This is a genomic window from Salipiger bermudensis (assembly GCF_017309175.1).
GTDB lineage: Bacteria > Pseudomonadota > Alphaproteobacteria > Rhodobacterales > Rhodobacteraceae > Salipiger > Salipiger bermudensis.
The window spans coordinates 50,058-73,162 of record NZ_JAEKJV010000021.1; the positions used below are offsets into that span (position 1 = coordinate 50,058).

Annotated in this window: 21 protein-coding genes; 13 read left to right on the top strand and 8 right to left on the bottom strand. The window is 68.8% G+C overall.

Annotated elements, in window-relative coordinates; all coding sequences use genetic code 11:
* The first annotated feature begins 143 nt into the window (after positions 1-143).
* The 7 genes from JF542_RS21565 to JF542_RS21595 all read left to right on the top strand — a co-directional run bounded on the left by JF542_RS21565 (position 144) and on the right by JF542_RS21595 (position 7,562).
* Positions 144-2,006 (top strand): TonB-dependent receptor plug domain-containing protein, encoded by a 1,863-nt coding sequence (locus JF542_RS21565; protein ID WP_207077368.1) that lies wholly within the window; start codon positions 144-146, stop codon positions 2,004-2,006.
* On the top strand, positions 1,993-2,829 hold the full coding sequence (locus tag JF542_RS21570) for an ABC transporter substrate-binding protein (protein ID WP_340689175.1): 837 nt from the start codon (positions 1,993-1,995) through the stop codon (positions 2,827-2,829). The genes JF542_RS21565 and JF542_RS21570 overlap by 14 nt, the downstream gene beginning before the upstream one ends.
* Positions 2,826-3,803 carry a FecCD family ABC transporter permease gene (locus JF542_RS21575; protein ID WP_207077369.1) on the top strand — a complete coding sequence of 326 codons (978 nt, stop codon included), beginning with the start codon at positions 2,826-2,828 and terminating at the stop codon, positions 3,801-3,803. The genes JF542_RS21570 and JF542_RS21575 overlap by 4 nt, the downstream gene beginning before the upstream one ends.
* Positions 3,800-4,549 (top strand): ABC transporter ATP-binding protein, encoded by a 750-nt coding sequence (locus tag JF542_RS21580; protein WP_207077370.1) that lies wholly within the window; start codon positions 3,800-3,802, stop codon positions 4,547-4,549. Before JF542_RS21575 ends, JF542_RS21580 begins: the two co-directional genes overlap by 4 nt.
* A gap of 108 nt (positions 4,550-4,657) precedes the next feature.
* Complete coding sequence (locus JF542_RS21585; protein WP_207077371.1) at positions 4,658-5,464, top strand: TatD family hydrolase; 807 nt, start codon at positions 4,658-4,660, stop codon at positions 5,462-5,464.
* Positions 5,461-6,261 (top strand): MBL fold metallo-hydrolase, encoded by an 801-nt coding sequence (locus JF542_RS21590; RefSeq protein ID WP_007799145.1) that lies wholly within the window; start codon positions 5,461-5,463, stop codon positions 6,259-6,261. Before JF542_RS21585 ends, JF542_RS21590 begins: the two co-directional genes overlap by 4 nt.
* A 371-nt stretch (positions 6,262-6,632) precedes the next feature.
* Positions 6,633-7,562: an AEC family transporter gene (locus JF542_RS21595; protein ID WP_007799144.1), complete on the top strand. Its 930-nt coding sequence runs from the start codon at positions 6,633-6,635 to the stop codon at positions 7,560-7,562.
* 77 nt (positions 7,563-7,639) lie between these two features.
* Here the strand turns inward: JF542_RS21595 and JF542_RS21600 are convergent, their stop codons facing one another.
* Positions 7,640-9,823, bottom strand: coding sequence for a DEAD/DEAH box helicase (locus JF542_RS21600; protein ID WP_207077372.1), 2,184 nt, complete (start codon positions 9,821-9,823; stop codon positions 7,640-7,642).
* A gap of 261 nt (positions 9,824-10,084) precedes the next feature.
* Here JF542_RS21600 and JF542_RS21605 point away from each other — a divergent pair, with 261 nt between their 5' ends.
* On the top strand, positions 10,085-11,386 hold the full coding sequence (locus tag JF542_RS21605; protein ID WP_007799142.1) for an MFS transporter: 1,302 nt from the start codon (positions 10,085-10,087) through the stop codon (positions 11,384-11,386).
* Between the two features lie 101 nt (positions 11,387-11,487).
* Here JF542_RS21605 and JF542_RS21610 read toward each other — a convergent pair whose 3' ends face one another.
* A complete protein-coding gene (locus JF542_RS21610) occupies positions 11,488-12,090 on the bottom strand; it encodes an inner membrane-spanning protein YciB (protein ID WP_207077373.1) in 603 nt (200 codons plus the stop codon).
* Positions 12,091-12,198: 108 nt separating this feature from the next.
* Between JF542_RS21610 and JF542_RS21615 the strand changes: the two genes are divergently transcribed.
* Complete coding sequence (locus tag JF542_RS21615; protein WP_007799140.1) at positions 12,199-12,693, top strand: MgtC/SapB family protein; 495 nt, start codon at positions 12,199-12,201, stop codon at positions 12,691-12,693.
* A 54-nt stretch (positions 12,694-12,747) separates the two neighbouring features.
* On the opposite strand, the gene ftsY is transcribed toward JF542_RS21615, so the two are convergent.
* Positions 12,748-14,136 (bottom strand): signal recognition particle-docking protein FtsY, encoded by a 1,389-nt coding sequence (ftsY, locus tag JF542_RS21620; protein WP_207077374.1) that lies wholly within the window; start codon positions 14,134-14,136, stop codon positions 12,748-12,750.
* Between the two features lie 100 nt (positions 14,137-14,236).
* Here ftsY and JF542_RS21625 point away from each other — a divergent pair, with 100 nt between their 5' ends.
* Together JF542_RS21625 and JF542_RS21630 are read left to right on the top strand one after the other, a co-directional pair.
* On the top strand, positions 14,237-15,145 hold the full coding sequence (locus JF542_RS21625; protein ID WP_207077375.1) for a lytic transglycosylase domain-containing protein: 909 nt from the start codon (positions 14,237-14,239) through the stop codon (positions 15,143-15,145).
* A gap of 25 nt (positions 15,146-15,170) precedes the next feature.
* Entirely contained in the window at positions 15,171-16,202 is a 1,032-nt protein-coding gene (locus JF542_RS21630; RefSeq protein WP_207077376.1) for an alkane 1-monooxygenase, read from the top strand.
* 68 nt (positions 16,203-16,270) lie between these two features.
* Here the strand turns inward: JF542_RS21630 and JF542_RS21635 are convergent, their stop codons facing one another.
* Positions 16,271-16,468 (bottom strand): hypothetical protein, encoded by a 198-nt coding sequence (locus JF542_RS21635; protein WP_007799134.1) that lies wholly within the window; start codon positions 16,466-16,468, stop codon positions 16,271-16,273.
* A 288-nt stretch (positions 16,469-16,756) separates the two neighbouring features.
* Between JF542_RS21635 and JF542_RS21640 the strand changes: the two genes are divergently transcribed.
* Complete coding sequence (locus JF542_RS21640; protein ID WP_207077377.1) at positions 16,757-17,152, top strand: hypothetical protein; 396 nt, start codon at positions 16,757-16,759, stop codon at positions 17,150-17,152.
* A gap of 90 nt (positions 17,153-17,242) precedes the next feature.
* Here the strand turns inward: JF542_RS21640 and xseA are convergent, their stop codons facing one another.
* Positions 17,243-18,775, bottom strand: a complete 1,533-nt coding sequence (xseA, locus tag JF542_RS21645) for an exodeoxyribonuclease VII large subunit (protein ID WP_207077378.1) — start codon at positions 18,773-18,775, stop codon at positions 17,243-17,245.
* Positions 18,776-18,938: 163 nt separating this feature from the next.
* Between xseA and purD the strand changes: the two genes are divergently transcribed.
* On the top strand, positions 18,939-20,201 hold the full coding sequence (gene purD / locus JF542_RS21650; protein ID WP_207077379.1) for a phosphoribosylamine--glycine ligase: 1,263 nt from the start codon (positions 18,939-18,941) through the stop codon (positions 20,199-20,201).
* Between the two features lie 278 nt (positions 20,202-20,479).
* On the opposite strand, the gene dps is transcribed toward purD, so the two are convergent.
* The 3 genes from dps to mgtE form a co-directional block, all read right to left on the bottom strand.
* Complete coding sequence (gene dps, locus JF542_RS21655; protein ID WP_007799125.1) at positions 20,480-20,965, bottom strand: DNA starvation/stationary phase protection protein Dps; 486 nt, start codon at positions 20,963-20,965, stop codon at positions 20,480-20,482.
* A gap of 112 nt (positions 20,966-21,077) precedes the next feature.
* A complete protein-coding gene (locus JF542_RS21660; RefSeq protein ID WP_007799124.1) occupies positions 21,078-21,644 on the bottom strand; it encodes a 5-formyltetrahydrofolate cyclo-ligase in 567 nt (188 codons plus the stop codon).
* A complete protein-coding gene (gene mgtE, locus JF542_RS21665) occupies positions 21,641-23,038 on the bottom strand; it encodes a magnesium transporter (RefSeq protein ID WP_007799123.1) in 1,398 nt (465 codons plus the stop codon). Before mgtE ends, JF542_RS21660 begins: the two co-directional genes overlap by 4 nt.
* Positions 23,039-23,105: the final 67 nt, after the last annotated feature.

Below are 23,105 nucleotides of genomic sequence, written 5' to 3' on the forward strand. Positions count from 1 at the left end.
GGGGCTGCGCTTCGGGGTACGGTCTTTCCGTTCGTGGTGACATCCGCACCGTTCACGGGATCCGGACTCCGTCCTCTCTTTCCGCGAACACCACGACAGCCGCCCTTCTGCCTGAAGGGCCGACATGGAAAGGATGGACAGGGATGAAGCATGTCCTCACCTCCGCCTCGGTGCTCGCTCTGAGCACCACGCCCCTGCTCGCGCAGGATGCCGAGTATTACCAACTCCCGACGCTGACGCTCTATGCCAACAGCACGCCGTTCGAGCTCGGCCGCACCGGCACCTCGGTGTCGGTCCTCACCGAGCGCGATCTGGACGACAGCCCCGAGACCACGCTGGCCGATACGCTCGACACGCTGCCCGGCGTCAACGTCGTTACCAATGGCGGCCCCGGCACCAGCAGTGCCGTCAGCATCCGCGGCCTGCCCTCCTATTATGCGCCGGTCTATATCAACGGCATCGAGGTGACCGACAGTTCGTCGACGCAGAGCAGCTTCAACTTCGGCAACATCCTTCCCGGCGGCGTGAGCCGCGTCGAGGTGCTCAAAGGTGCTCAGTCGGCGCTCTACGGTGCCGATGCGGTCGCGGGGATCGTCGCGATCGACCTCGCGCGTGCGCCGGAAGAGCCCGGCCAGACCACGAAGGTGGGCGCCGAGGCCGGCACCTACAACACCAAGAGCGCGGCCCTCAGCTATGGCGCCGCGACCGAGCGTGCCGGTGTCGCGTTCAGCGCCACGCGCTTCGTGACCGACGGGTTCTCGGCGGTCGAGGCCGACGGCTACGACGAGGATGACGGTTTTGCGGCGACCCAGCTGGCCTTCGACAGCTATTTCCAGGCGACACCGGATCTGCGCGTCGGCCTTTCGGGCTTCCGCTTCGACGCCGAGGGCGACTACGACTCCAACGACTGGACCGCCCCCGAGAGCGGCACGACCGACACCGAGAGCTATGGCCTGCGCGCCTATGCCCAGCTGCAGACCGGTGCCGTGGCGCACGAGCTGGCCTACTCGCGCTACCAGATCGACCGTGATACCGACGCCGCCGGCTGGAGTGACAGCTTCGGCTCGACCCGCGACAAGTGGACCTATAGCGGCACATGGGAATTCGCCGCCGGCCGCAGCCTGAGCTTCGGCGCCGAACACAGCCTCGAAGAGGCCGATTTCAGCGCTCCGGTCTATGATGCCTTCTTCTCGCGCGTCGGCACCGCGGAAAACAGCGAGTCGATCGACAACACCGGCGCCTATGCCGAGCTTGCCTGGGCCTTCACGCCGGATGTCGATGCCGTGGTCACCGTGCGCCACGACGATCACTCCGAGTTCGGCGGCGAATGGAGCGGTCGCGCAACCGTGTCCTGGCGCGCCACCGAGGCGCTGACCCTGCGCGGCGCCCTCGCCAAGGGCTATCGCGCCCCGTCGCTCTACGAGCTCTACAGCCCGTCCTACGGCAATGACGGCCTCGAGCCGGAAACCAGCCGTGGTGGCGAGATCGGCGCGGACTATGCCTTTGCCAATGGCGCCACGCTGGGCGCGACCTGGTTCTACACCGAGATCGACGACCTGATCCAATACGAGGGGACAGGCTACGCCCAGGTCTCCGGCACCTCCGTGTCGAAGGGCCTCGAGCTTGCCGGGAGCGTGCCGCTCGGCGACCGCTTCACGCTCTCGGGCAGCTACACCTACACCGATGCGCGCGACGACAACGATGATCCGCTGGCACGCGTGCCGCGCTACGATCTCGCCATGCGCCTCGATGCCGACATCACCGACCAGCTGCGCGCAGGCCTCAGCGTTGTGCACAAGGCCGACTATGCCGAAACCTGGGGCGTGACGGTTCAGGACGAAAGCGACGATCACACCGTGGTCAACGCGCAGGCGAGCTACGATTTCGGCAACGGCTTCGAGGGCTACGTCCGCATCGAGAACCTCTTTGACGAGGATTACCAGATCGTGCCGGACTACCAGACCACGGGCCGCGCCTACTACGCGGGGATCCGTGCGCGCTTCTAGGCCCACCACGCTCGCCGCCGCCCTGCTCCTCATGGCAGGCGCGGCGGCGGCCGACGACGCGGGCCCGGCCCGCGTCGTCTCTCTCAACGTCTGCACCGACCAGCTCGCGCTGCTGCTCGCGGCGCCCGGCCAGCTGATCTCGGTCTCGCCGCTCGCGCATGACCCGCGCAGTTCGGCGATGGCGCGCGAGGCCGGTGCCCTGCCCGCCAATCACGCCCATGCCGAGGAGATCGCCCTGCTCGAGCCCGATCTCGTGCTCGCCGGCAACTTCACCGCCCGCGCCGCCACCGACATGCTCGACCAGCTCGGCTACCGCGTCGAACGCTTCAACCCAGCCAACTCCCTCGAGGATGTGCGCGACAACATCCTGCGCATGGGCACCCTGCTCGGGCGCGAGACCGAGGCCGACGCCCTGCTCTCAAACTTCGACGCCCGCCTCGCCGAGCTGAGCGATGCCCCCGAGACACGCCCGGTCGTGGCCTACTACCTGCCCTTCAACGAGACCGCCGGGGTCCAGTCGCTCACCGGCGAGATCCTTGCCGCTGCCGGGATGGCGAACATCTCCGAGGCGCGCGGCCTGCCCTATGGCGGCCGGCTGCCGCTCGAGGAACTGGTGCTCGCGCAGCCCGACATGATCCTCGTGGGCCAGCCCTATGACAGCCCGGCGCAGGCCACAGCGCTGCTGCAGCACCCGGTGCTGCGGTCCACCGGCACCCTGCACGAGATCCCCGACGGGCAGAACTGGATCTGTGGCACGCCCTTTGTTCTTGATGCGGTCGAAGCGATGCGCAACCTGCGCCGCGACTGGGAGGCCACCCGATGAAACTGGCCCTCGCGCTCTCGACCCTCGTGCTGGCTCTGCTGCTCGCCTCGCTGTCGCTGGGATATGCGCCGCTGCCGCTCTCCGCCGTGCTCGGCGGCGTTCTGGGCAATGGCGATCCGCTGCATGTCATGGTGATGCAGGAGATCCGCCTGCCGCGCACCGCACTCGCCGCGCTGGTGGGTGCCGCTCTCGGGCTCTCGGGCGCCGCGATGCAGGGCTACCTGCGCAACCCGCTGGCCGAACCAGGGCTGATCGGCGTCTCTGGCTCTGCGGCGCTCGGCGCGGTGCTCGCATTGCAGACCGGCCTGTCGGCGGCCTTCGCGCTCGCCCTGCCGCTGATGGCGCTGGTCTTCGCACTTGGCGCGGTGGCGCTGATCCTGCTGCTCGCCGGCCCGCGCGGCGGCTCGCTGACGCTGATCCTCGCGGGCATCGCGGTCTCGGCGCTGGCGGGCGCGCTGACCTCGCTGGCGCTGAACCTGTCGTCGAACCCCTATGCCACCTTCGAGATCGTGTTCTGGATGATGGGCTCGGTCGCCGACCGCTCGCTCACCCACCTCGCGCTCGCCGCGCCGTTGGTGGCGATCGGGGCCGCGGTGCTGCTGACGCTGGGCCGTGGGCTCGACGCGCTGACGCTGGGCGAGGACGGGGCGCAGGCGCTTGGCGTGTCGATGACAGCACTGCGCCTGAAGCTGCTGTTCGGCACCGCCGCCGCCGTAGGCGCCGCGACGGCAGTGGCCGGTGCGGTGGGCTTCGTCGGCCTCGTTGTGCCGCACCTGCTGCGTCCGCTCTGCGGCGCACGTCCCTCGCGGCTGCTCTGGGCCTCGGCGCTTGGCGGCGCGGCGATGCTGCTCGCCGCCGACATCGCCGTCCGTCTGGTGCTGCCCGAGCGCGATCTCAAGCTCGGCGTGGTCATGGCGCTGATCGGCGCGCCGCTGTTCCTGCACCTGATCTACAAGACGCGGAGGGGCGGATGAGCCTGCTGTCGCTCGAGGCGCTGACGGTCAAGCGCGGCCCCTGCCCGGTTGTCGACAGCGTCAGCCTGGAGATCGCGCCCGGTGAATGCGTCGGGCTGATCGGCCCCAACGGCGCCGGCAAGACCACCTTGATGCGCGCCGCCCTCGGCCTGATGAAGCACGAGGGCCGCTCCTCGCTCACCGACCTGCCCGCCCGCGACCGCGCCCGTGCCGCCGCCTGGCTGCCGCAGGCACGCGAAATCGCCTGGCCGGTAGCCGTCGAGACGCTGGTGGCGCTTGGCCGCCTGCCGCATGACAGCCGCGCCGGAGACCTGCGCGCCGAAGCCGTCCTGCGCGCCCTTGACCGCATGGGCCTCACCGCCTTCGCACAGCGCCGCGCCACCGAGCTCTCGGGCGGCGAGCAGGCCCGCGTGCTGATCGCCCGCGCACTGGCGCAGGAGGCGCCGCTGCTGATGGCCGACGAGCCCATCGCCGGGCTCGACCCGGCGGCGCAGATCGCCACGCTGCGGGTCTTTCAGGACTTGGCAAAGGAGGGCCACGCGGTGCTCGTCTCGTTGCACGACCTGACACTGGCGGCGCGCCATTGTACCCGGCTCATCCTGCTCGATCGCGGCCGCACCGCCGCCGACGGCCCGCCGCTCGAGGTGCTGAGCGAGGCCCGGCTGGCCGAGGTCTTCCACCTGCGCGGCAACATGCTGGACACCGCGGACGGCCCGCTGCTACAGGCGCTCGACGTGCTGGGCTGAGCCGCCTGCCCGCCGCGTGAGCGCCCCGCCCCGCAGCGCCAGCGTGCCAGCCGCATCCGCTTGACCCTGCCGGCGCCATCCCCCACAACCGGCGCAAAGGACATGACCATGACCACTCCCCTGATCACCGACAGCCACTGTCACCTCGACTTCCCGGATTTCGACGCCGAGCGCCCGGACGTCATCGCCCGCGCCGTCGACGCCGGAGTGCACCGCATGGTGACGATCTGCACCCGCCTGCGCAACGAGCCGCAGGTGCGCGCCATCGCCGAGGCCAACGACCCGGTGTTCTACGCCGCCGGCACCCACCCGATGAGCGCCGCCGAAGAGCCGCTGGCGTCCGTGGACGAACTGGTCGCGCTCTCGCAGCACCCGAAATTCGTCGGCATCGGCGAGACCGGGCTCGACTATCACTACACCGCCGAGAGCGCCGAGGTTCAGAAGACCTCGCTGTGCATTCATATCGAGGCGGCGCAGGAAACCGGCCTGCCGCTGATCATCCACGCGCGCGCCGCCGACGATGACATGGCGCAAATCCTCTCCGAGGCCTACCGCGCCAAACCCTATTCTTGCGTGATGCACTGCTTTTCCTCTTCTCCGGAGCTCGCCAAGGCGGCGCTCGATTGCGGCTTCTACCTGTCGATGTCCGGCATCGCGGCGTTTCCGAAGTCGAAAGAGCTGCGCGAGATCTTCGCGAGCGCCCCGCTCGAGCGCATCCTCGTGGAGACCGACAGTCCCTATCTCGCGCCGCCGCCCTATCGCGGCAAGCGCAACGAGCCCGGCTACACCGTGCACACCGCCAAGGTCGGCGCCGAGGCTTTCGGCCTGTCTTACGACGACTTCGCCCGCGCCACCGAAGCGAACTTCGAGCGCCTCTTCGCCAAGGCCGCTGCCTGGGCCCCGGAGACCGCATGAGCGAGTTGCGTTTCACCATTCTCGGCTGCGGCTCCTCGGGCGGCGTGCCGCGCCTTGGCGGCCACTGGGGCGAGTGCGACCCGGCCAACCCTCGCAACACACGGCGGCGCTGCTCGATGCTGGTCGAGCGCGACGGTGCCCAAGGCACCACGCGGGTGCTGATCGACACCACGCCAGACATGCGCCAGCAGCTGCTCGACGCCGGCATCGGCCATCTCGACGCGGTGGCCTGGACCCACAGCCATGCCGATCACACGCACGGGCTCGACGACCTGCGCCAGATCGTCTTCAACCGGCGCGACCGGCTGCCAGTCTGGGCCGATGGCGACACCCAGAACGCGCTCTTCGCGCGGTTTGGCTACGCCTTCGTGCAGCCCGAAGGCAGCCCCTACCCGCCGATCCTCGAGATGCACACGATCGGCGACGGGCCGTTCACCATCGAAGGCGCCGGCGGCCCGATCACGCTCACGCCCTTCGAGGTCGACCACGGCAGTATCGACGCGCTCGGCTTCCGCATCGCCGACGTCGCCTACCTGCCCGACGTGATCCGCATCCCCGAGGCCAGCTGGGCGCATCTTCAGGGGCTCGACTGCTGGATCCTCGACGCGCTGCGCCGCACCCCGCACCCGACCCACGCGCATCTTGACCTCGCGCTGGAATGGATCGCAAAGGCGCAGCCGAAAGAGGCTGTGCTCACCAACATGCATATCGATCTCGACCACGACATCGTCGCCGCCGAGACCCCGGATCACATCCGCCCGGCCTATGACGGCATGGTCCTGCGCTATGCGCTCTAAGGCCGACCACGCGCGAAGCCCGCAGCCTCACAAGACCCGTCTCAGCAAACCTCGCCACCGGATCAGGAGCGCGCTCACCCACGCTCACAAACCGCGCTGCCCTCGCCTCCCCGCGCCGCGTCCTGATCTTCTCTACGTCCCAAATACTCACATCCGCCCTCTCCGGCCCTCCCGCCGCCGGGACACCAGCGCGTCCCGACAAGCACGCCACCCTCGCCGCCTCACGTCGCGCCAAGATCTTCTCTACGTCGCAAATACTCAACTCCGCCCCGACCGGCCCTCCCGCCGCCGGGACCCGGGCGCAGCGCCAAACCGGCGCGCCCCCGGCGACGCGCGCAGCGCGGCGCAAAACCTCTTCGCAAGAGACTGACATGCAAGCTCTTTTCGACATCATTCTGCCGGTCTTCCTGGTCATCGGCGCCGGCTACCTCGCCAGCTGGCGCGGTCTCCTGCCCGACAATGCGGTCGACGGGCTGATGGGCTTCACCCAGACCATCGCCATTCCCTGCCTGCTCTTCACCGCGATCTGGCAGCTCGACCTCGGGACGAACTTTTCCCCGCCGATCCTGATCTCCTTCTATCTCGGCGCCGCCAGCGGCTTCGTCGCCGGTCTGCTCGGGGCGCGCTACATCTTTGGACGCGACTGGGAAGATTCCGTCGCCATCGGCTTTGCCTGCCTGTTCTCCAACTCGCTGCTGCTCGGCCTGCCGATCACCGAGCGCGCCTACGGGCCGGATGCGCTCTCGGGCAATTACGCCATCATCGCCATGCATTCGCCGTTCTGCTACGCGCTCGGCATCACCGCGATGGAGATCGCCCGCGCCCGCGGAACGGAACTGCGCCATCTGCCGCTGACCGTCGGCCGCGCCATGTTCCGCAACGGGCTGGTGATCGGCATCATGATCGGCGTCGCCTTCAACCTCGGCAACGTCACCCTGCCCGCCCCGGTGATGCAGGCGCTCGACATGATCACCCGCACCGCCCTGCCGGCGGCGCTCTTCGCGCTCGGCGGCGTGCTGTTCCGCTACCGCCCCGAGGGCGACCTGCGGACCATCCTCTATGTCTGCGCGATCTCTCTGGCGCTGCACCCGGCGATCACCTTCGCGCTCGGCCACGGCTTCGGCCTCTCGACCGACTCGCTGCGCTCGGCGGTGATGACCGGGGCGATGGCACCAGGGGTGAACGCCTATGTCTTTGCCAACATGTATGGCCGGGCCAAGCGCGTCGCCGCGTCCTCGGTGCTGCTGGCCACCGGCCTGTGTCTCTTCACCAGCTGGGTGTGGTTGCACCTTCTGCCCTGAGCCAGCCTGACATGCTGAAATGACAAAGGGCCCCGTCCAGCCGGACGGGGCCCTTTCAATTCGTCACGCCTGGCGCGTCAGGATTTGCCGCGCTTCGGCGGCTGCATGCCGCCCTGGCGCGGCTTTCCCGGGCGCGCGCCCTTGGAGGCGCGGCCGGTCGGGTCGAAGCGCTGCGAGGTGTCGGCGGCATTGGCCGGACGCTTGGGCTTGTCACCCTGCGCCGCCGGACGCGCCGGACGCCCGCCCGGCTTGCCGCCGAAGCCCTTGGACGGGCCGTCACGGCCCTCGCCAGGGCGCTTGGACTTGAAGGGCTTGCCGCCGCCCTCGCCATCGCGCTTCGGTTTCCAGTCCTTGCCACCCTCGCCGCGGGGCTTGTCTCCCCAGGGCTTGTCGCTCTTCGGACGGTCACCACGCGGCTTGTCGCCCCAGGCCTTGTCGCCGCGCGGCTTGTCGAACTTGGGCTTGTCGCCCTTCGGACGGTCGTCGCGCTTGAAGCTGCCCTTCGGCTTGTCGCCCTTGGCAGAGCCGCCCTTGGCCCCCCAGGCCTCGCCATCGGGACGCTTGCGCGCCGGCGCATCGCCCTCGGGGCGCGGCTTGCGCGGGCCGTCCTTGCGCGGGCGGTCATTGCGGGGACCGTCGGAGCGCGGGCCGTCGCGGCGCGGCGGGCGGCTGGCGAATTCCGGCGTGCCCTCGACGGCGCGTACAGTCACACCGTCCTCGAGCGTGCTGCCGTCGCCGAGACCGCCGAGGAAGCCCTCGACCACCGGCTCGGAGAGCTCCACGAAGGTTTCGCTGTCCTGCACCCGGATGGCGCCGATGGCATCCTTGTCGAGCCCGCCAGCCCGGCACAGCAGCGGCAGCAGCCAGCGCGCCTCGGCGCGGTCATCGCGGCCGACCGACAGGGCAACCCACCGGCTCGGGCCGAACGCCGCGCGCTCCTTGCGCTCGGGGCGCTCGGGGCGCGCATCCGGTGCCGAGAGCTCCTCGGGCGCCGAGTGGCGATCGCGGTAGAGGCGCAGATAGGCGGCAGCCACGGTCTCGGGCGACTGCTCGGCCAGCAGGCGCGCGGCGAACCCGGCCTCGTCCTCGGTGATCTCCTCGGACCAAGTGGGATCGGCCAGCAGGCGCTCCTCGTCGCGGCGCAGGATCTCCTCGGCGCTCGGCGCCTCGATCCACTCCGCGGTGACCTTGGCCCATTTCAGCAGGCGCTCGGCCTTCTTGGTGAGCTTCGGCGGCACCACGAGGGCCGAGATGCCCTTGCGCCCCGCGCGGCCTGTGCGGCCGGAGCGGTGCAGCAGGCCCTCGGTGTTCGAGGGCAGCTCGGCATGGATCACCAGCTCGAGGTTGGGCAGGTCGATGCCACGCGCGGCCACGTCGGTGGCGACGCAGACCTTGGCGCGGCCGTCCCGCATCGCCTGCAGAGCGTGGCTGCGCTCGGTCTGGCTGAGCTCGCCCGAGAGGCAGACCACCGCGAAGCCGCGGTTGCTGAAGCGCGCTGTCAGCCGGTTCACGGTGGCGCGGGTGTTGGCGAAGACGATGGCGTTCTGCGCATCGTGGTAGCGCAGCATGTTGATGATGGCGTTCTCGGCATCATGCTGTGCCACGCGCAGCGCCTGATAGGTGATGTCGGCGTGCTGGCTGCGCTCGGAGATCGTGGTCACGCGCACGGCGTCGCGCTGGTAGTGCTGCGCCAGCGTGGCGATCATCGGCGGCACGGTGGCCGAGAACAGCAGCGTGCGCCGCTCTTCCGGCGCCTCGCCCAGCATGAACTCGAGATCCTCGCGGAAGCCGAGGTCGAGCATCTCGTCGGCCTCGTCGAGCACGATGGCGCGCAGCGCGCTCATGTCGAACGAGCCGCGCTGGATGTGGTCGACCAGGCGCCCCGGAGTACCGACGACGATATGCGCGCCACGCTCGAGCGCGCGGCGCTCGTCGCGCATATCCATGCCACCGACGCAGGAGACGACGCGGGCCCCGGCCTTGGCATAAAGCCACTCGAGCTCGCGCTTGACCTGGAAGGCCAGCTCGCGCGTGGGCGCCACGATCAGCGCCAGCGGCAGGCTCGCCTCGCCCAGCATCCCCGCCTCGTCGAGCAGGGTCGGCGCGATGGCGAGGCCGAAGCCCACGGTCTTGCCGGAGCCGGTCTGGGCCGAGACCAGAAGGTCGGAGGTCTGAAGGTCGGGGTTGGTGACCGCCTCCTGAACGGGGGTCAACGTGTCATAGCCACGCTCTGCGAGCGCATCGGAAAGGGTCTGAATCATGGGAGGCCGATCTGCGAGGAAGTGGGACGCGGAACGGGCCGACTCAAGAAGGGCGCATCGCGTCAGGAAGGCGCTCATCTAACGCAGATGCGGGCGTTTGTATACGGGTTTCTTTGTGCCGCCCGCCCCAGGGCAATGCAGCAGACACATGGCGGGACTGTAAAATGAGCAGAGAAGGTGGCGTTAACACTCGCCGGTGTTCGCGTTAACGGAACATGCACAAGAGAAATATGTCCCGGACGCGAACGGATAAGAAAGAAAATGACTGACAGCACCGCCGAATTTGAAACGGCCGCCCCCGCGGGGCAGCCGGCGCTCAACTCTCCCGCCAAGGTTCTGCTCGCGAGCCTTGTGGGAACCACCATCGAATTTTTCGACTTCTACGTCTATGCCACGGCGGCAGTCCTGGTGTTTCCGGCGCTGTTCTTTTCCAACAGCGACCCGATGACGGCGCTGCTGGCCTCCTTTGCCACCTTCTCGATCGCGTTCTTCGCCCGTCCGCTGGGGGCCATCGTGTTCGGCCATTTCGGCGACCGCATCGGCCGCAAGGCGACGCTGGTGGCGGCGCTGCTGACCATGGGCATCTCGACCGTGGTGATCGGCCTGCTGCCGACCTATGCCCAGATCGGCGTGGCGGCACCGGCGCTGTTGGCGCTCTGCCGTTTCGGTCAGGGCTTCGGCCTTGGCGGTGAATGGGGCGGCGCGGTGCTGATGGCGACCGAGAACGCACCCGAGGGCAAGAAGAACTGGTACGGCATGTTCCCGCAGCTCGGCGCGCCGGTGGGCCTGTTCCTGTCGTCGGGAATGTTCTGGCTGCTGCTGCAGTTCATGCCCGAGGAAACCTTGCTGAGCTGGGGCTGGCGGATCCCGTTCCTCGCCTCCATCCTGCTGATCATCGTCGGGCTCTGGGTGCGGCTCTCGATCACCGAGACGCCGGACTTCCAGAAGGCCATCGACAACGAGGAGCGCGTGGCGGTCCCGGTGATCGAGCTCTTTGCCAACCACAAGATCTCCATCGTGCTCGGCACCTTCGTGGCGCTGGCGACCTTCGTGCTGTTCTATCTCAGCACCGCTTACCTGCTGAGCTACAACGTCAAGGTCGTGCAGATCCCGTTCACCGACGCGCTGGCGATCCAGATCTGGGGTGCGATCGTCTTCGGCCTGTTCATCCCGGTGGCCGGCCTCACCGCCGAACGGCTGGGCCGCCGCCAGGTGCTGATCGGCACCACGCTGGCGATTGCAGCCTTCTCGTTCCTCGTGCCGGTGCTGATGGTCGAGAACGAAGCCCGCATCCTTGGTTTCGTGACGCTGGCGATGGCGCTGATGGGGATGACCTACGGCCTGATCGGTACCGCGCTGGCGGCGCCCTTCCCGACCCGTGTGCGCTATACCGGCTCGTCGATCACCTTCAACTTCGCGGGCATCGTGGGCGCCTCGCTCGCGCCCTACATCGCGACCTGGCTGCAGGGCACATACGGCATTGCCTATGTCGGCTACTACCTGCTGGCGGCAGCGCTGGTGACGCTGTTCTGCATCGTGGCAAGCGCCCGCGGCAAGGTCTGAGACAAGACGCCTTCCAGGACGCCAACGTCTGAAACGATACGGGGCCGGCAAGACTGCCGGCCCCGTTTTGCATTTGCAGAGATCTGAGGAGACGCAAGGGCCTATTCGCCCTCCTGCTCCAGCCCGTAGCGCTTGAACAGGCTGCCTTGCGTCATGAAGAACAGGAACACCGCCGCGGTCAGCCCGAAGGTCTTGAAATAGACCCATGTCTCGGTGCTCATGGTGCGCCAGATCACCTCGTTGAGCAGCGCCAGCCCGAAGAAAAGCGCGGTGACGCGCTTGGTCAGGATCATCCAGCCCTCGTGGCGCAGCGGCATCAGGCCTTCCATCACCTTGCGCAGGTAGCTCTCGCCGCGCAGCAGGCCGACGCCAAGTGCCACGCCGAACATCAGATAGATCAAGGTGGGCTTCATCTTGAAGAAGCGCTCGTCATTGAGCCAGACCGAGAGCCCGCCGAAGACCACGATCAGCACCGCGGTGACGATCTGCATCGGGCTCAGGTGGCCGGTGAGCTTCCACAGCGCCGCGGTGCAGACAAGCATCAAGGGAATGAAGCCGGCGGTGACAAGGATGAAGCCCTGATATTCGGTGCCGCCGATGGTGAAGACCCGGTCCTTCAGCAGCAGGTAGGCGGCGAAGAAGACGATGATCGGGCCGATCTCGAGCGCCGATTTGAGGAAGGGGTTGATCTGTTTCGCGCTCATGCGGCCTCCGGTTCTGTCGCCGCAGAGATAGCCCCTGCCCCGCCCCTTCACAATGGGAACCCGGACGCTTCACCGTGGGTTGAGCCCACACGTCAAAGCGGAGGGGACATGTTCGAGCAGATCCTAGACGAATTCACCGGCACCTTTTCTGCGGTGCCGCCCTCGGTGGCCTTCGCGCGTCTGCTGGCGGCGATCTTTCTGGCCGCGTGCATCGGCTTCGAACGCGAACGGCGTGGCAAGCCGGCCGGGCTGCGCACCCACATCCTCGTCTCGGTCGCCGCCTGCCTCTTCGTGATCCTCGGGCGCGAACTGGCAGCGATGGAGTTCGGCGGAGACGAGCAGCGCAACGATCCGCTGCGGATGATCGAGGCGGTGACCGCGGGCGTGGCCTTCCTTGCCGCCGGGATCATCTTCACCAGCGGCGGCAAGGTGCGCAACACCACCACCGGAGCGTCGCTGTGGCTCGCGGGCGCGGTGGGGCTTGGCTGCGGCGCGGGGCAGATGCCGCTTGCAGCCATGACGACGCTGATCGTCGTTGTGGTACTCACGATCGTGCGCGCCTTCGAGACATGGTTCTGGCCCGAGCAGGCGCGCGACGAGTGAGCGACGAGGGCCGCTAACGCGGCCCTCGACAGACGTTCGGAAATCAGCCCGCGCTCAGCCCTGCTCAAGCCCGGTGAGCGCGGCGGCGAACTCCTCGGGGTCGAAGGGCGCCAGATCGTCGATCTGCTCGCCCACGCCGATGGCATGGATCGGCAGGCCGAACTTGTCTGCCAGCGCCACCAGAACGCCGCCCTTGGCGGTGCCGTCGAGCTTGGTCATCACCAGACCTGACACATCCGCGACCTGCCGGAAGATCTCGACCTGCGTCAGTGCGTTCTGACCGGTCGTGGCATCGAGCACGAGAAGCGTGTTGTGCGGCGCGTCGGGATCCTTCTTGCGGATCACCCGGACGATCTTGGCCAGCTCCTCCATCAGGTCCTGCCGGTTCTGCAACCGTCCGGCAGTGTCGATCATCAGAAGGTCCGCGCCCTCGGCCTGCGCCTTGGTCATCGCATCGAAGGCAAGGCTTGCCGGATCCGAGCCCTCGGGCGCGGTCAGCACCGGCACCCCGGCGCGATCGCCCCAGACCTGAAGTTGCTCGACCGCGGCGGCGCGGAAGGTGTCGCCCGCGGCGATCACCACCGACTTGCCGGCGGCGCGGAACTGCGAGGCGAGCTTGCCGATGGTGGTGGTCTTGCCGGAGCCGTTCACCCCGACCACCAGAACAACCTGAGGCTTCTTGGGATAGAGCGGCAGCGGCTTGGCCACCGGGTCCATCACCCGCGCCACCTCGGCGGCCAGCGCCGCCTTGATCTCCTGCGTCGAGACGCGCTTGCCGTAGCGGCCTTCGGCGATGTTGGCCGAGACCCGCAGCGCGGTGTCGACGCCCATGTCAGAGGCGATCAGCAGCTCTTCGAGGCTTTCGAGCATGTCGTCGTCGAGCACCCGGCGCACCACCGGCGCGCTCGGCATCTCGCGGCCGAAGAGCCGGCCCAGCAGGCCGGGCTTTGCACTGGAGGGCGTCTGGGTCGGCGCCTCCTGCGGCGGTGCCACCGGCGTCGGATCGAGCGGCGCCGGCATCTCGAGCGGCGGGGCTGACGGGATCTCGGAGGGCGGCGCCGGGATCGGATCGGCGGGCGGCGTCACGTCGGGGCCCGGCTCCGGCGTCTCTGCCGGGTCGGGTAGCGGGCTCGGCGTCGGGTCGACCGGTGCGGGGGCCTCCTCTGGCGCCTTGGACGGGGCCTCGTCGGGCGCGACCGGCGGAGTCTCGGAGGGGCGCTCCGGCGTCTCGGCAGGCGGCGGCGGCACATCCGCCGGGGCCGGCGGCGCCGAGGGTGTCGGCTCCGGTGCGGACGGCGTCGGGGCCGGCGGCGCAGCGGGCTCCGGTGCGCTCGGTTCGGGCGCGTCTTCCGACCCGCCCTCCTGCACGATGGCGTCGAGCCCTTCCTCGAGCTTCGAGGACGACTTGAACAGCTTGCTCTTGAGCTTGCCGAAGAAGGACATGTGGCGGACCCCTTTTGTACCTGCTCCCCAAGTAATACGCCCGGGCGTCAGTGAAAAGTGTGAGTTGACCTGCGCAGGCCCGCGAGGCCAAGTGAACCACATGTGGCGTGTCGCGATCCTGTTCTCCCTTTTCTTCCTGACCGGCCCGCTCGCGGCCGATCAGACACCGCCACCGGACGAGCCCGGCACGCTCTGCTCGGCCGGTGCCTTCGGGCCGGTGCAGTGCATCCGTCCCAGCCATGCGGTGCACGACACCTGCCAGGCAATCGGCCATTTTGCCGCCCGTCACGGGCTCGACCCGGGCTTCTTCGCCCGGCTCCTCTGGCAGGAAAGCCGCTTCGATCCCAACGCGCTGAGCCATGCCAACGCGCAGGGGATCGCGCAGTTCATCCCCTCCACCGCCGAGCTGCGCGGGCTGGTCGATCCCTACAATCCCGCCGAAGCGATGGAATATTCCGCCGAGTATCTTGGCGAACTGGCCCGCCGCTTCGGCAATCCCGGCCTCGCGGCGGTGGCCTATAACGGCGGCGAGCGCCGGGCCGAGGCGCTGGTGGCCGACAGCGCCGCCGCCCTGCCCCGCGAAACGGTGGACTATGTGCGCATCATCACCGGTGTCGCGGCGGAAGACTGGGCCGAGGACCCGCCCGAGGCCCACGATTACAGCCTGCAGCCCGGCAAGCCCTTCGCCGAGGCGTGCTTCGAGCTGGCGCGGGACCGCCGCCTCACCGCCTATCCCGAGCCCGAACCGCGCCTCGCGCCGTGGGGTGTGCAGCTGGCCTATGGCACCACGAAAACCCGCGCGCTCTCGCAATATCGCGACCGTACGCGGATCTGCCCCTCGCTCGTGCGGGGCGAGGAGCCCGATCTCGTCTGGCAGAAGAGCCGCGCCAGCCCCAAGGGCGGTTACTGGATGGCGCGGATCGGACGGCGCGACCGCGGCGAGGCGTTCCAGCTCTGCGCGCGGCTCAAGAAAAGCGGCTGCACCTGCGCCGTGTTCAGCAATTCCTGAGGCGTGACGGTTAAGAGGACGACAGATGGCGCGTTTCGCGTTCGCGACACTGACAATGGCGGCGCTTCTCGGCGCGACGATCGTCTCGAACGGGGCGTGGAGCGATGTCTGGGCGCTGGCGGCGCTGCTTGGGATCACCGTCGGGGTGTTCGCGCTGGACAAGCTGGCCGCACTCGCGGCCCCGGACCATCCGGGTGAGGAATTTCCCGCCGGGGACGGGCTTGCCGTTGCGCTGGGGCTGCTGCACTTTCCACTGCTCTATGGCGGGGTCTGGGCCATCTCCGGCGGCGGCGGGCACGACGCGACAGCCCGCGTGGCGCTGTTCTTCGCGCTGTCGCTGTTTCTCGGGCAGGTCGGCAACTCGAATGCCCACGAGCTGATCCACCGCCCGGACCGCGGGCTGCGCCGGTTGGGCATCGCGGTCTATTCCTCGTTGCTTTTCGGCCACCACGTCTCGGCGCATCTGCGGGTGCATCACGTGCATGCGGCCACCGATGCCGACCCCAATTCGGCGCCGCTGGGACAGAGCTACTACGCCTTCGCGCCACGCGCCTGGATCGGCAGCTTCCGGCAGGGACTGCGCGCCGAGACCGCGCTGCGCCGCCGCGCCTCGTCACGACGGGGGCTTCATCCCTATGGGATCTATGCAGGTGGCGCGGTGCTGTCGCTGGGCCTGGCATGGTTGCTGGCGGGCGGCGCCGGGATGCTGGCGCTGTTCGGGCTTTGCGCCTACGCGCAGGCGCAGCTTCTGCTGTCGGATTACGTGCAGCACTACGGGCTGCGGCGCCGGGAGCTGGCCCCGGGGCGGCGTGAGCCGGTGGGGCCGCAGCACAGCTGGAACGCCCCGATGCCGGCCTCCTCGGCGCTGATGCTGAACGCCCCGCGCCATTCCGACCACCATGCCCGCCCCGCCCGCCCCTATCCGGGGCTCGAGATCGACCGGGCCGCGATGCCGATCCTGCCGCACGCGCTGCCAGTCATGGCGGTGCTCGCCCTCATCCCACCGGTATGGCGACGCCTGATGGACCCCCGCGCCCGGCGCTGGAGCAGGACCTGAGGCGAAACGCAACGGGGCGGGCCGTGATGGCCCGCCCCGTGCGACGTGTCATGAAAGGCGCTGCGGCCTCACTCGGCCGCAAAGCCGGTGGCGAACTTGCCGCACCAGTCGGTGGCATTGACCACCGGCCAGAGGCCGCGGCTGTCGGGCTGGGTCTGGCTCACCGGCGGGTTGGCGCGGCACAGGCCCGCATCGTCGAGCGTGTGGGCATCGTTGGCGACGTGATCTTCGTAGAATGCACAGGTCTTGCAGGCTGCAGTGGCCATGGCTGGACTCCTTCCGGGGCAAAATCGGGAAAATCGCTGGCGGGCTGCGGACCGGGCGTTTCGCTGGGTGCGTGGCTGGCTGGCGTTGAGCCTTGGATAGGTGCTCCCGGCCAGACCGTCAAGATTTTTCTTCAATGAATTCATATAGTTGATAGAATTACTCAGCCTTCAAATCCCGAGTCTTTTGCTTGGCTCGGGCGCGGTCAAACCCGATATTTTCGCTCGGATTGGCCAACCTGATGGCGCATGCCCCTTCCCCGGGCGCGCAAGCTCTGGCAGGGTTGGACCATGCGCCATATCCTCCTGCTCCTCCTCATGTGCCTGCCCCTGCCCGGCCTCGCCGCCGAGCCGATGAGCGGCGCCGAGTTCGAGCGCTACACCCTCGGCAAGACGCTGTATTTCGGGCTCGCCGGCAGCGCCTACGGGGTTGAGGAATACCTCCCCGACCGCCGCGTGCGCTGGTCCTTCCTTGACGGCAAGTGCAAGGACGGCCTCTGGTATGAGGACGCAGGACAGATCTGCTTCGTCTACGACGACCAACCGACCCCGCAATGCTGGAGCTTTTTCCGCGAGGGCTCGGGGCTCAGGGCGGTGTTCGAGAACGACCCCGAAAGCACGGTGCTCTACGAGGCGCGTCAGGACGAGGCCCCGATGATGTGCCTCGGCCCCGAGATCGGGGTCTGAGGGGGCGCTGCCCCCGTCCGCGCGAGCGCGGACTCCCCCGAGGTATTTTTCAACCAGAGAAGACAGGGGCGCCGTGACCGGCCCTCGGGCTCAGAACAGGCTGCCTTGGTCCGGTGTGTCGGTGGGCTTGCGTTTCTGGCGCGACGCGGAGGGTTTGGACTTGGCTGCAGCTGTCGGGGCGCTGGCCGGGACAGAAGCCGCGCCCGGGGCGCCGAGCGACAGGCGGCCATCGGCGAATTCGATCTCGAGCGCACCGGCGGCCTCGGCCGCGGATTTGCGGGTAAGGATCTCGTTCTCGCCGCTGCGCACCACCGCGTAGCCGCGTTGCAGCGTGCCCTTGTAGCTCAGCGTCTCGAGCAGGCGCGTGAGCCCGTCGAGGGTGCTCCGCGGGGTCTCGAGGCGGCGGGTGCCGGCCTCGTCGAGTCGGCGGGTCAGCGTGGCGAGGCGCTCGCGTCCCTGTTTGATCTCGCGTTCGACGGGGCGCAGCGACAGGCGGTCGGTGCGTCGGCCGAGGGATTCGCGGCCGTGGGCGATGACCCGCGACAGCAGCGAGGGGCGCAGGGCGCCCGCAGCGTCGGACAGGACGACGCGGCGCTGCTCGGTGCCGCGGATCAGGCCGCGCGGCAGGCGCTCGCCCAGCAGATCGAGGCGCTGGCGCGGCTGGTCGAGCAGGGTCTCGGCCCGCGGCAGGGCGCGGGAGAGATCGCGCAGGCGCTGCGCGCGCAGCTCGATGCGCTGGCCCATGGCGCGGGTCATGCGGGCGCCGGCCTCGCCGGTCCAGCCGAGCAGTTCCATGCGCACCGGCACGGCGATCTCGGCGGCGGCGGTGGGGGTCGGTGCGCGGCGGTCCGAGACATAGTCGATCAGCGTGGTGTCGGTCTCGTGGCCGACGGCGGAGATCAGCGGAATGGTCGACGCGGCGGCGGCGCGCGCCACGATCTCTTCGTTGAAGCCCCAGAGGTCCTCGACCGAGCCGCCACCGCGGGCGACGATCAGCAGGTCGGGCCGCGGCATCGCACCACCCGGGCTGAGCGCGTTGAAGCCTTCGATGGCGCGGGCGACCTCGGGGGCGCAGGACTTGCCCTGCACCGCCACCGGCCAGATCAGCACCTTGCGGGGAAAGCGGTCGCGCAGACGATGCAGGATGTCGCGGATCACTGCGCCCGAGGGCGAGGTCACCACCCCGATGATCTCGGGCAGGTAAGGCAAGGGTTGTTTGCGGGCGGGATCGAAGAGACCTTCGGCCTGCAGTTGCGCCTTGCGCTTCTCGAGCATCGCCATCAGCGCGCCGAGCCCGGCCGGGCGGATGTCCTCGATGACGATCTGGTACTTGGACTGGCCCGGGAAGGTGGTGAGGCGCCCGGTGGCGACCACCTCCATGCCTTCCTCGGGCTGGGTCTCGAGCCGCGCCGACACGCCCTTCCAGACCACGCCGGAGATCACCGAGCGGTCATCCTTGAGGTCGAGGTAGATATGGCCCGAGCGCGGCCGCGACACCCGCCCGACCTCGCCCTTCACGCGAACATGGCCGAACTCGCCCTCGATCGTGCGTTTGACCGCCCCCGAGAGTTCGGAGACGGAAAATTCGGGGGTGTTGCCGGTGTCGTCGTCGAGAAGATCCATGTGGCGCAGACTAGCGGCGCGGCACGGGGAAGAAAATGCCTTCCAAGCGCGATTTCGCGCCCGCGAGGGGCGGTTTGCCGGCGCGCGCGGCGCCGCCGCGTCTTGCGCGCTTGCGGAGCCGGGGCTAGGACGGCGAAAGAACCAAGCGGAAGGGGTTTCGGACATGAACATTCTCATTCTCGGTGGCGGCGGACGCGAGCACGCGCTGGCCTGGGCGGTGATGCAGAACCCCAAATGCGACAAGCTGATCGTGGCGCCGGGCAATGCCGGCATCGCGCAGATCGCCGAATGCGCCTCGCTCGACATCGAGGATGGCGGCGCGGTGGTCGAGTTCTCCGGCGAGAACGCCATCGACCTGATCATCATCGGCCCCGAGGCGCCGCTGGCCGCCGGCGTGGCCGACGCGCTGCGCGACGCGGGCTTCCCGGTCTTCGGCCCCTCGAAGGCCGCCGCCGAGCTCGAGGCCTCGAAGAGCTTCACCAAGGAAATCTGCGACGCCGCCAAGGCGCCCACCGCGGCCTACGGGCATTTCACCGAGGCGGAGGCCGCGAAGGCCTACGTGCGTGACCAAGGCGCGCCGATCGTGGTCAAGGCGGACGGGCTTGCCGCCGGCAAGGGCGTCATCATCGCCGAGACCGTGGAAGCGGCGGAGGCCGCCATCGACGACATGTTCGGCGGCGCCTTCGGGGGCGCCGGGGCCGAGGTGGTGATCGAGGAGTTCATGACCGGCGAGGAAGCCAGCTTCTTCCTGCTGGTCGATGGCGAGGACGTGCTGCCGATCGGCACCGCGCAGGATCACAAGCGCGTCGGCGAAGGCGATACCGGGCCGAACACCGGCGGCATGGGTGCCTACTCCCCTGCCCCGGTGCTGTCGGACGCAGTGGCCGAGAAGGCGCTCGAGGAGATCGTGAAGCCCACCATGCGCGAGATGGCGCGGCGCGGCACGCCCTATTCCGGCGTGCTCTATGCCGGGCTGATGATCGAGGACGGCCAGCCGCGGCTGGTCGAGTACAACGTCCGCTTCGGCGACCCGGAATGCCAGGTGCTGATGATGCGTCTGGGCGCGCAGGCGCTCGACCTGATCCATGCCTGCGCCGAGGGGCGTCTGGCGGAGGCGCAGGTGACCTGGGCCGACGATCACGCCATGACCGTGGTGCTGGCCGCCGAGGGCTACCCGGGATCCTACGAGAAGGGCACGGTGATCGGCGGGCTCGACGGGCTGACCGAGGACAGCTTCCACCAGATGTTCCACGCCGGGACCTCTGAGAAGGACGGCAAGGTGGTGGCCAGCGGCGGTCGAGTGCTCAACGCCACGGCGCGCGGCGCGACGCTGGCCGAGGCCGCGGAGCGCGCCTACGCGCTGGTGGACGGGGTCGACTGGCCGGAGGGGTTCTGCCGGCGCGACATCGGCTGGCGGGCGCTCTGAGGGCGCGCGCTTCGGGCTGAACTGCTCAGGCGAATGCCCCCCGTCGCGTAGACCTTGACGATCATGAAGGTCGGGGGCGCTGCCCCCGTCGCAGCAAAGCTGCGACTCCCCCGAGGTATTTTGGAACCAGAGAAGACGGGGGACGTGTCGGATCGAGGCGCTTCCCCGGCGGCGCGGGCGCGTGTGGTTGGTGCGAGGCAGTTTGGACCGCGCAAAGCAAAGGGCGCTCCGTGGCGGGAGCGCCCTGCTTTCGGAACAGCGGTGTTCAGCCTGTCGGATCAGGCGGCCTTGGCGCTGTTCGAGCCGATGAACCAGGCGTCCTTCTCGGCGTTGCGGCTGACCTCGGTCAGAAGGTCGGCAGTGTCTTCATCGCCAGCCTCGTCGGCGGCTTCCATGGCTTGGCGCAGCTTCACGGTGTAGTCGTTGAAGCGGCTCACGAGGGCCTGAACGTGGTCCTCGACCGAGACCAACTCGGTGGGATAAGGCTCAAGCGAGCTCTTCTCGGCCACGGTCTGGGTGGTGCCCTGCGCCAGACCGCCCATCATCGCCACGCGCTCGGCCATCATGTCCGATCCTTCGCGCAGGTGGGCAGTGACGTCGTCGAGCAGCTCGTGCACACCAATGAAACCGGTGCCCTTGAGGTTCCAGTGCGCCTGCTTCACCGCATGCGACAGGTCGATGGTGTCGGCAAGACGATCATTGAGGACGCCGATCATCTCGGTGCGGGCGTTTTCGCTCAGGAAGGGAACAAAATTCTGCGGCATATCTCTCACTCCTAGTCGTCAACAGGGGATGGCACCCGGGTGTGTGGAGGGGGCGCCCCCGGGCGGACCCGGGCTTCGGTCTGTCAACGTCGCGACCGCCGCGCGGGTTCCGTCAGATCGGAGAGATCACCTCGGTTTCGGTGACGATCAGGTCGAGCGGCTGGTCGAACGGATCGAGTGGCAGGGTCTCGGCCTCCTGCGCGCCGTAGGCGAAGCCGATCGCCAGTGCCGCGCCCTGCCCGCGCAGCCCCGCCAGCGTGCGGTCGTAGAAGCCGCCGCCATAGCCCAGGCGGGCGCCGGCACGGGTGAAAGCCACCAGCGGCACGATCAGGATCTCGGGGGTGACGAACTCCGGCGCCTCCGGGACCATGGCACCGAACGGACCCGGCACCAGCGGCATCTCCGGCTCCCAGAGCGCGAAGCGCAGCGGCTGGCCGGCGGCCTCGATCACCGGCACCGCAACGGGCCCATAGGCGGAGGCCTCGGCCATCGCCGGGCGCGGATCGATCTCGCTGCGGATCGGCAGGTAGCCCGCCAGCGGTACACCGCGATGGCCCGCCAAAAGCTCCGAGAGCCGCCCTGCCCCGGCGCCGGCATCGGCCTCATGCGCCGCCTTGCGCCGCGCGAAGGCGGCCTTGCGGGCCGCCGCTTTGACCTCGGCCAGAGCCGCCTCGCTCACAGCAGCACCGCCGACGCGAGGCCGAGGAAGGCGAAGAAGCCCACCACGTCGGTGACCGTGGTCACGAAGGTACCCGAGGCAAGCGCCGGGTCGACACCGAAGCGTTCCAGCACCACCGGCACCCCGATGCCGGCCAACCCGGCGACGACCAGGTTGATGATCATCGCCACCGCAATCACGCCCCCGAGCACCGGCGAGCCGAACCAGAGCAGCGCCAGCACCCCCATGACCACAGCGAAACAGATCCCGTTCACCAGCCCAACCGACAGCTCGCGCAGGATGATGCGCCAGACGTTGCTGGAGGTCAGGTCCTTGGTGGCCAGCGAACGCACCGCCACCGTCAGCGCCTGCGTGCCCGCGTTGCCCCCCATGGAGGCCACGATCGGCATCAGCACCGCCAACGCCACCACCGTCGCCAGCACGTCCTCGAACTGCGCGATGACCAACGAGGCCAGCACCGCCGTCGCGAGGTTCACCGCGAGCCACGGCAGGCGCTGCCGCACCGTCTCGACCGTGCCGTCCGACAGCCGGCTCTCCTCGCCGACACCGGCGAGGCGCAGGATGTCCTCCTCGTGCTCTTCATCAAGAACCGACATGGCATCGTCGATGGTGATCACGCCGACCAGCCGCTCGCTCTCGTCGACCACCGGGGCCGAGATCAGGTGGTACTGGTTGAAGGCATAGGCGACCTCGCCCTCGGGCCGGGTCACCGGGAAGACGTGGAACGTCTCGGAGATCAGCGAGCGCAGCAACACCTCGCGGCGCGAGGCCATCAGCCGGCCCAGCCCGACATTGCCGATCGGGCGCAGCTTCGGGTCGACCAGCACGATGTGATAGAACTGCTCGGGCAGATCGTCGGTCGAGCGCAGGTAGTCGATCGCCTCGCCCACGTTCCAGTGCTCGGGGGCCATCACCACCTCGCGCTGCATCAGGCGGCCGGCGGAATATTCCGGATAGGTCAGCGACTGTTCGACGGCAACCCGGTCGCTGTCCTCGAGCACCTCGAGGATGGCTTCCTGCTGGGCCTCGTCGAGATCCTCGAGCAGGTCGACCACGTCATCGGATTCGAGCTCGCGCACCGCGTCCGCCAGCACCTCGGGGTGCAGGGTGCGGATCACCTCCTCGCGGATCGACTCGTCGAGTTCCGACAGGATGTCGCCGTCGAACTCCTTGCCGTAGAGCTTGATCAAGCGCATCCGGTCGAAGGCGTTGATCTGCTCGAGAAGGTCGGCGATGTCGGCCGGGTGCAGCGGCTCCATCAGCTCGATGAGCTTTTCGCGCTCGCCGGTATCGACGGCAAAGAGGATTGCCGCGACGTTCTTCGGCTGCAGCGCGTAGGCGTCGTCCTCGCGCGCGTCGGTGTCCTCGACGGCCTGTTCCGGTTCCTGGGTCATCGCTGCTCCGCTGCCTGCCGTTTGGCCGCAGATTAGGGGATCGCGACGGCAAGCAACAGGGCACATT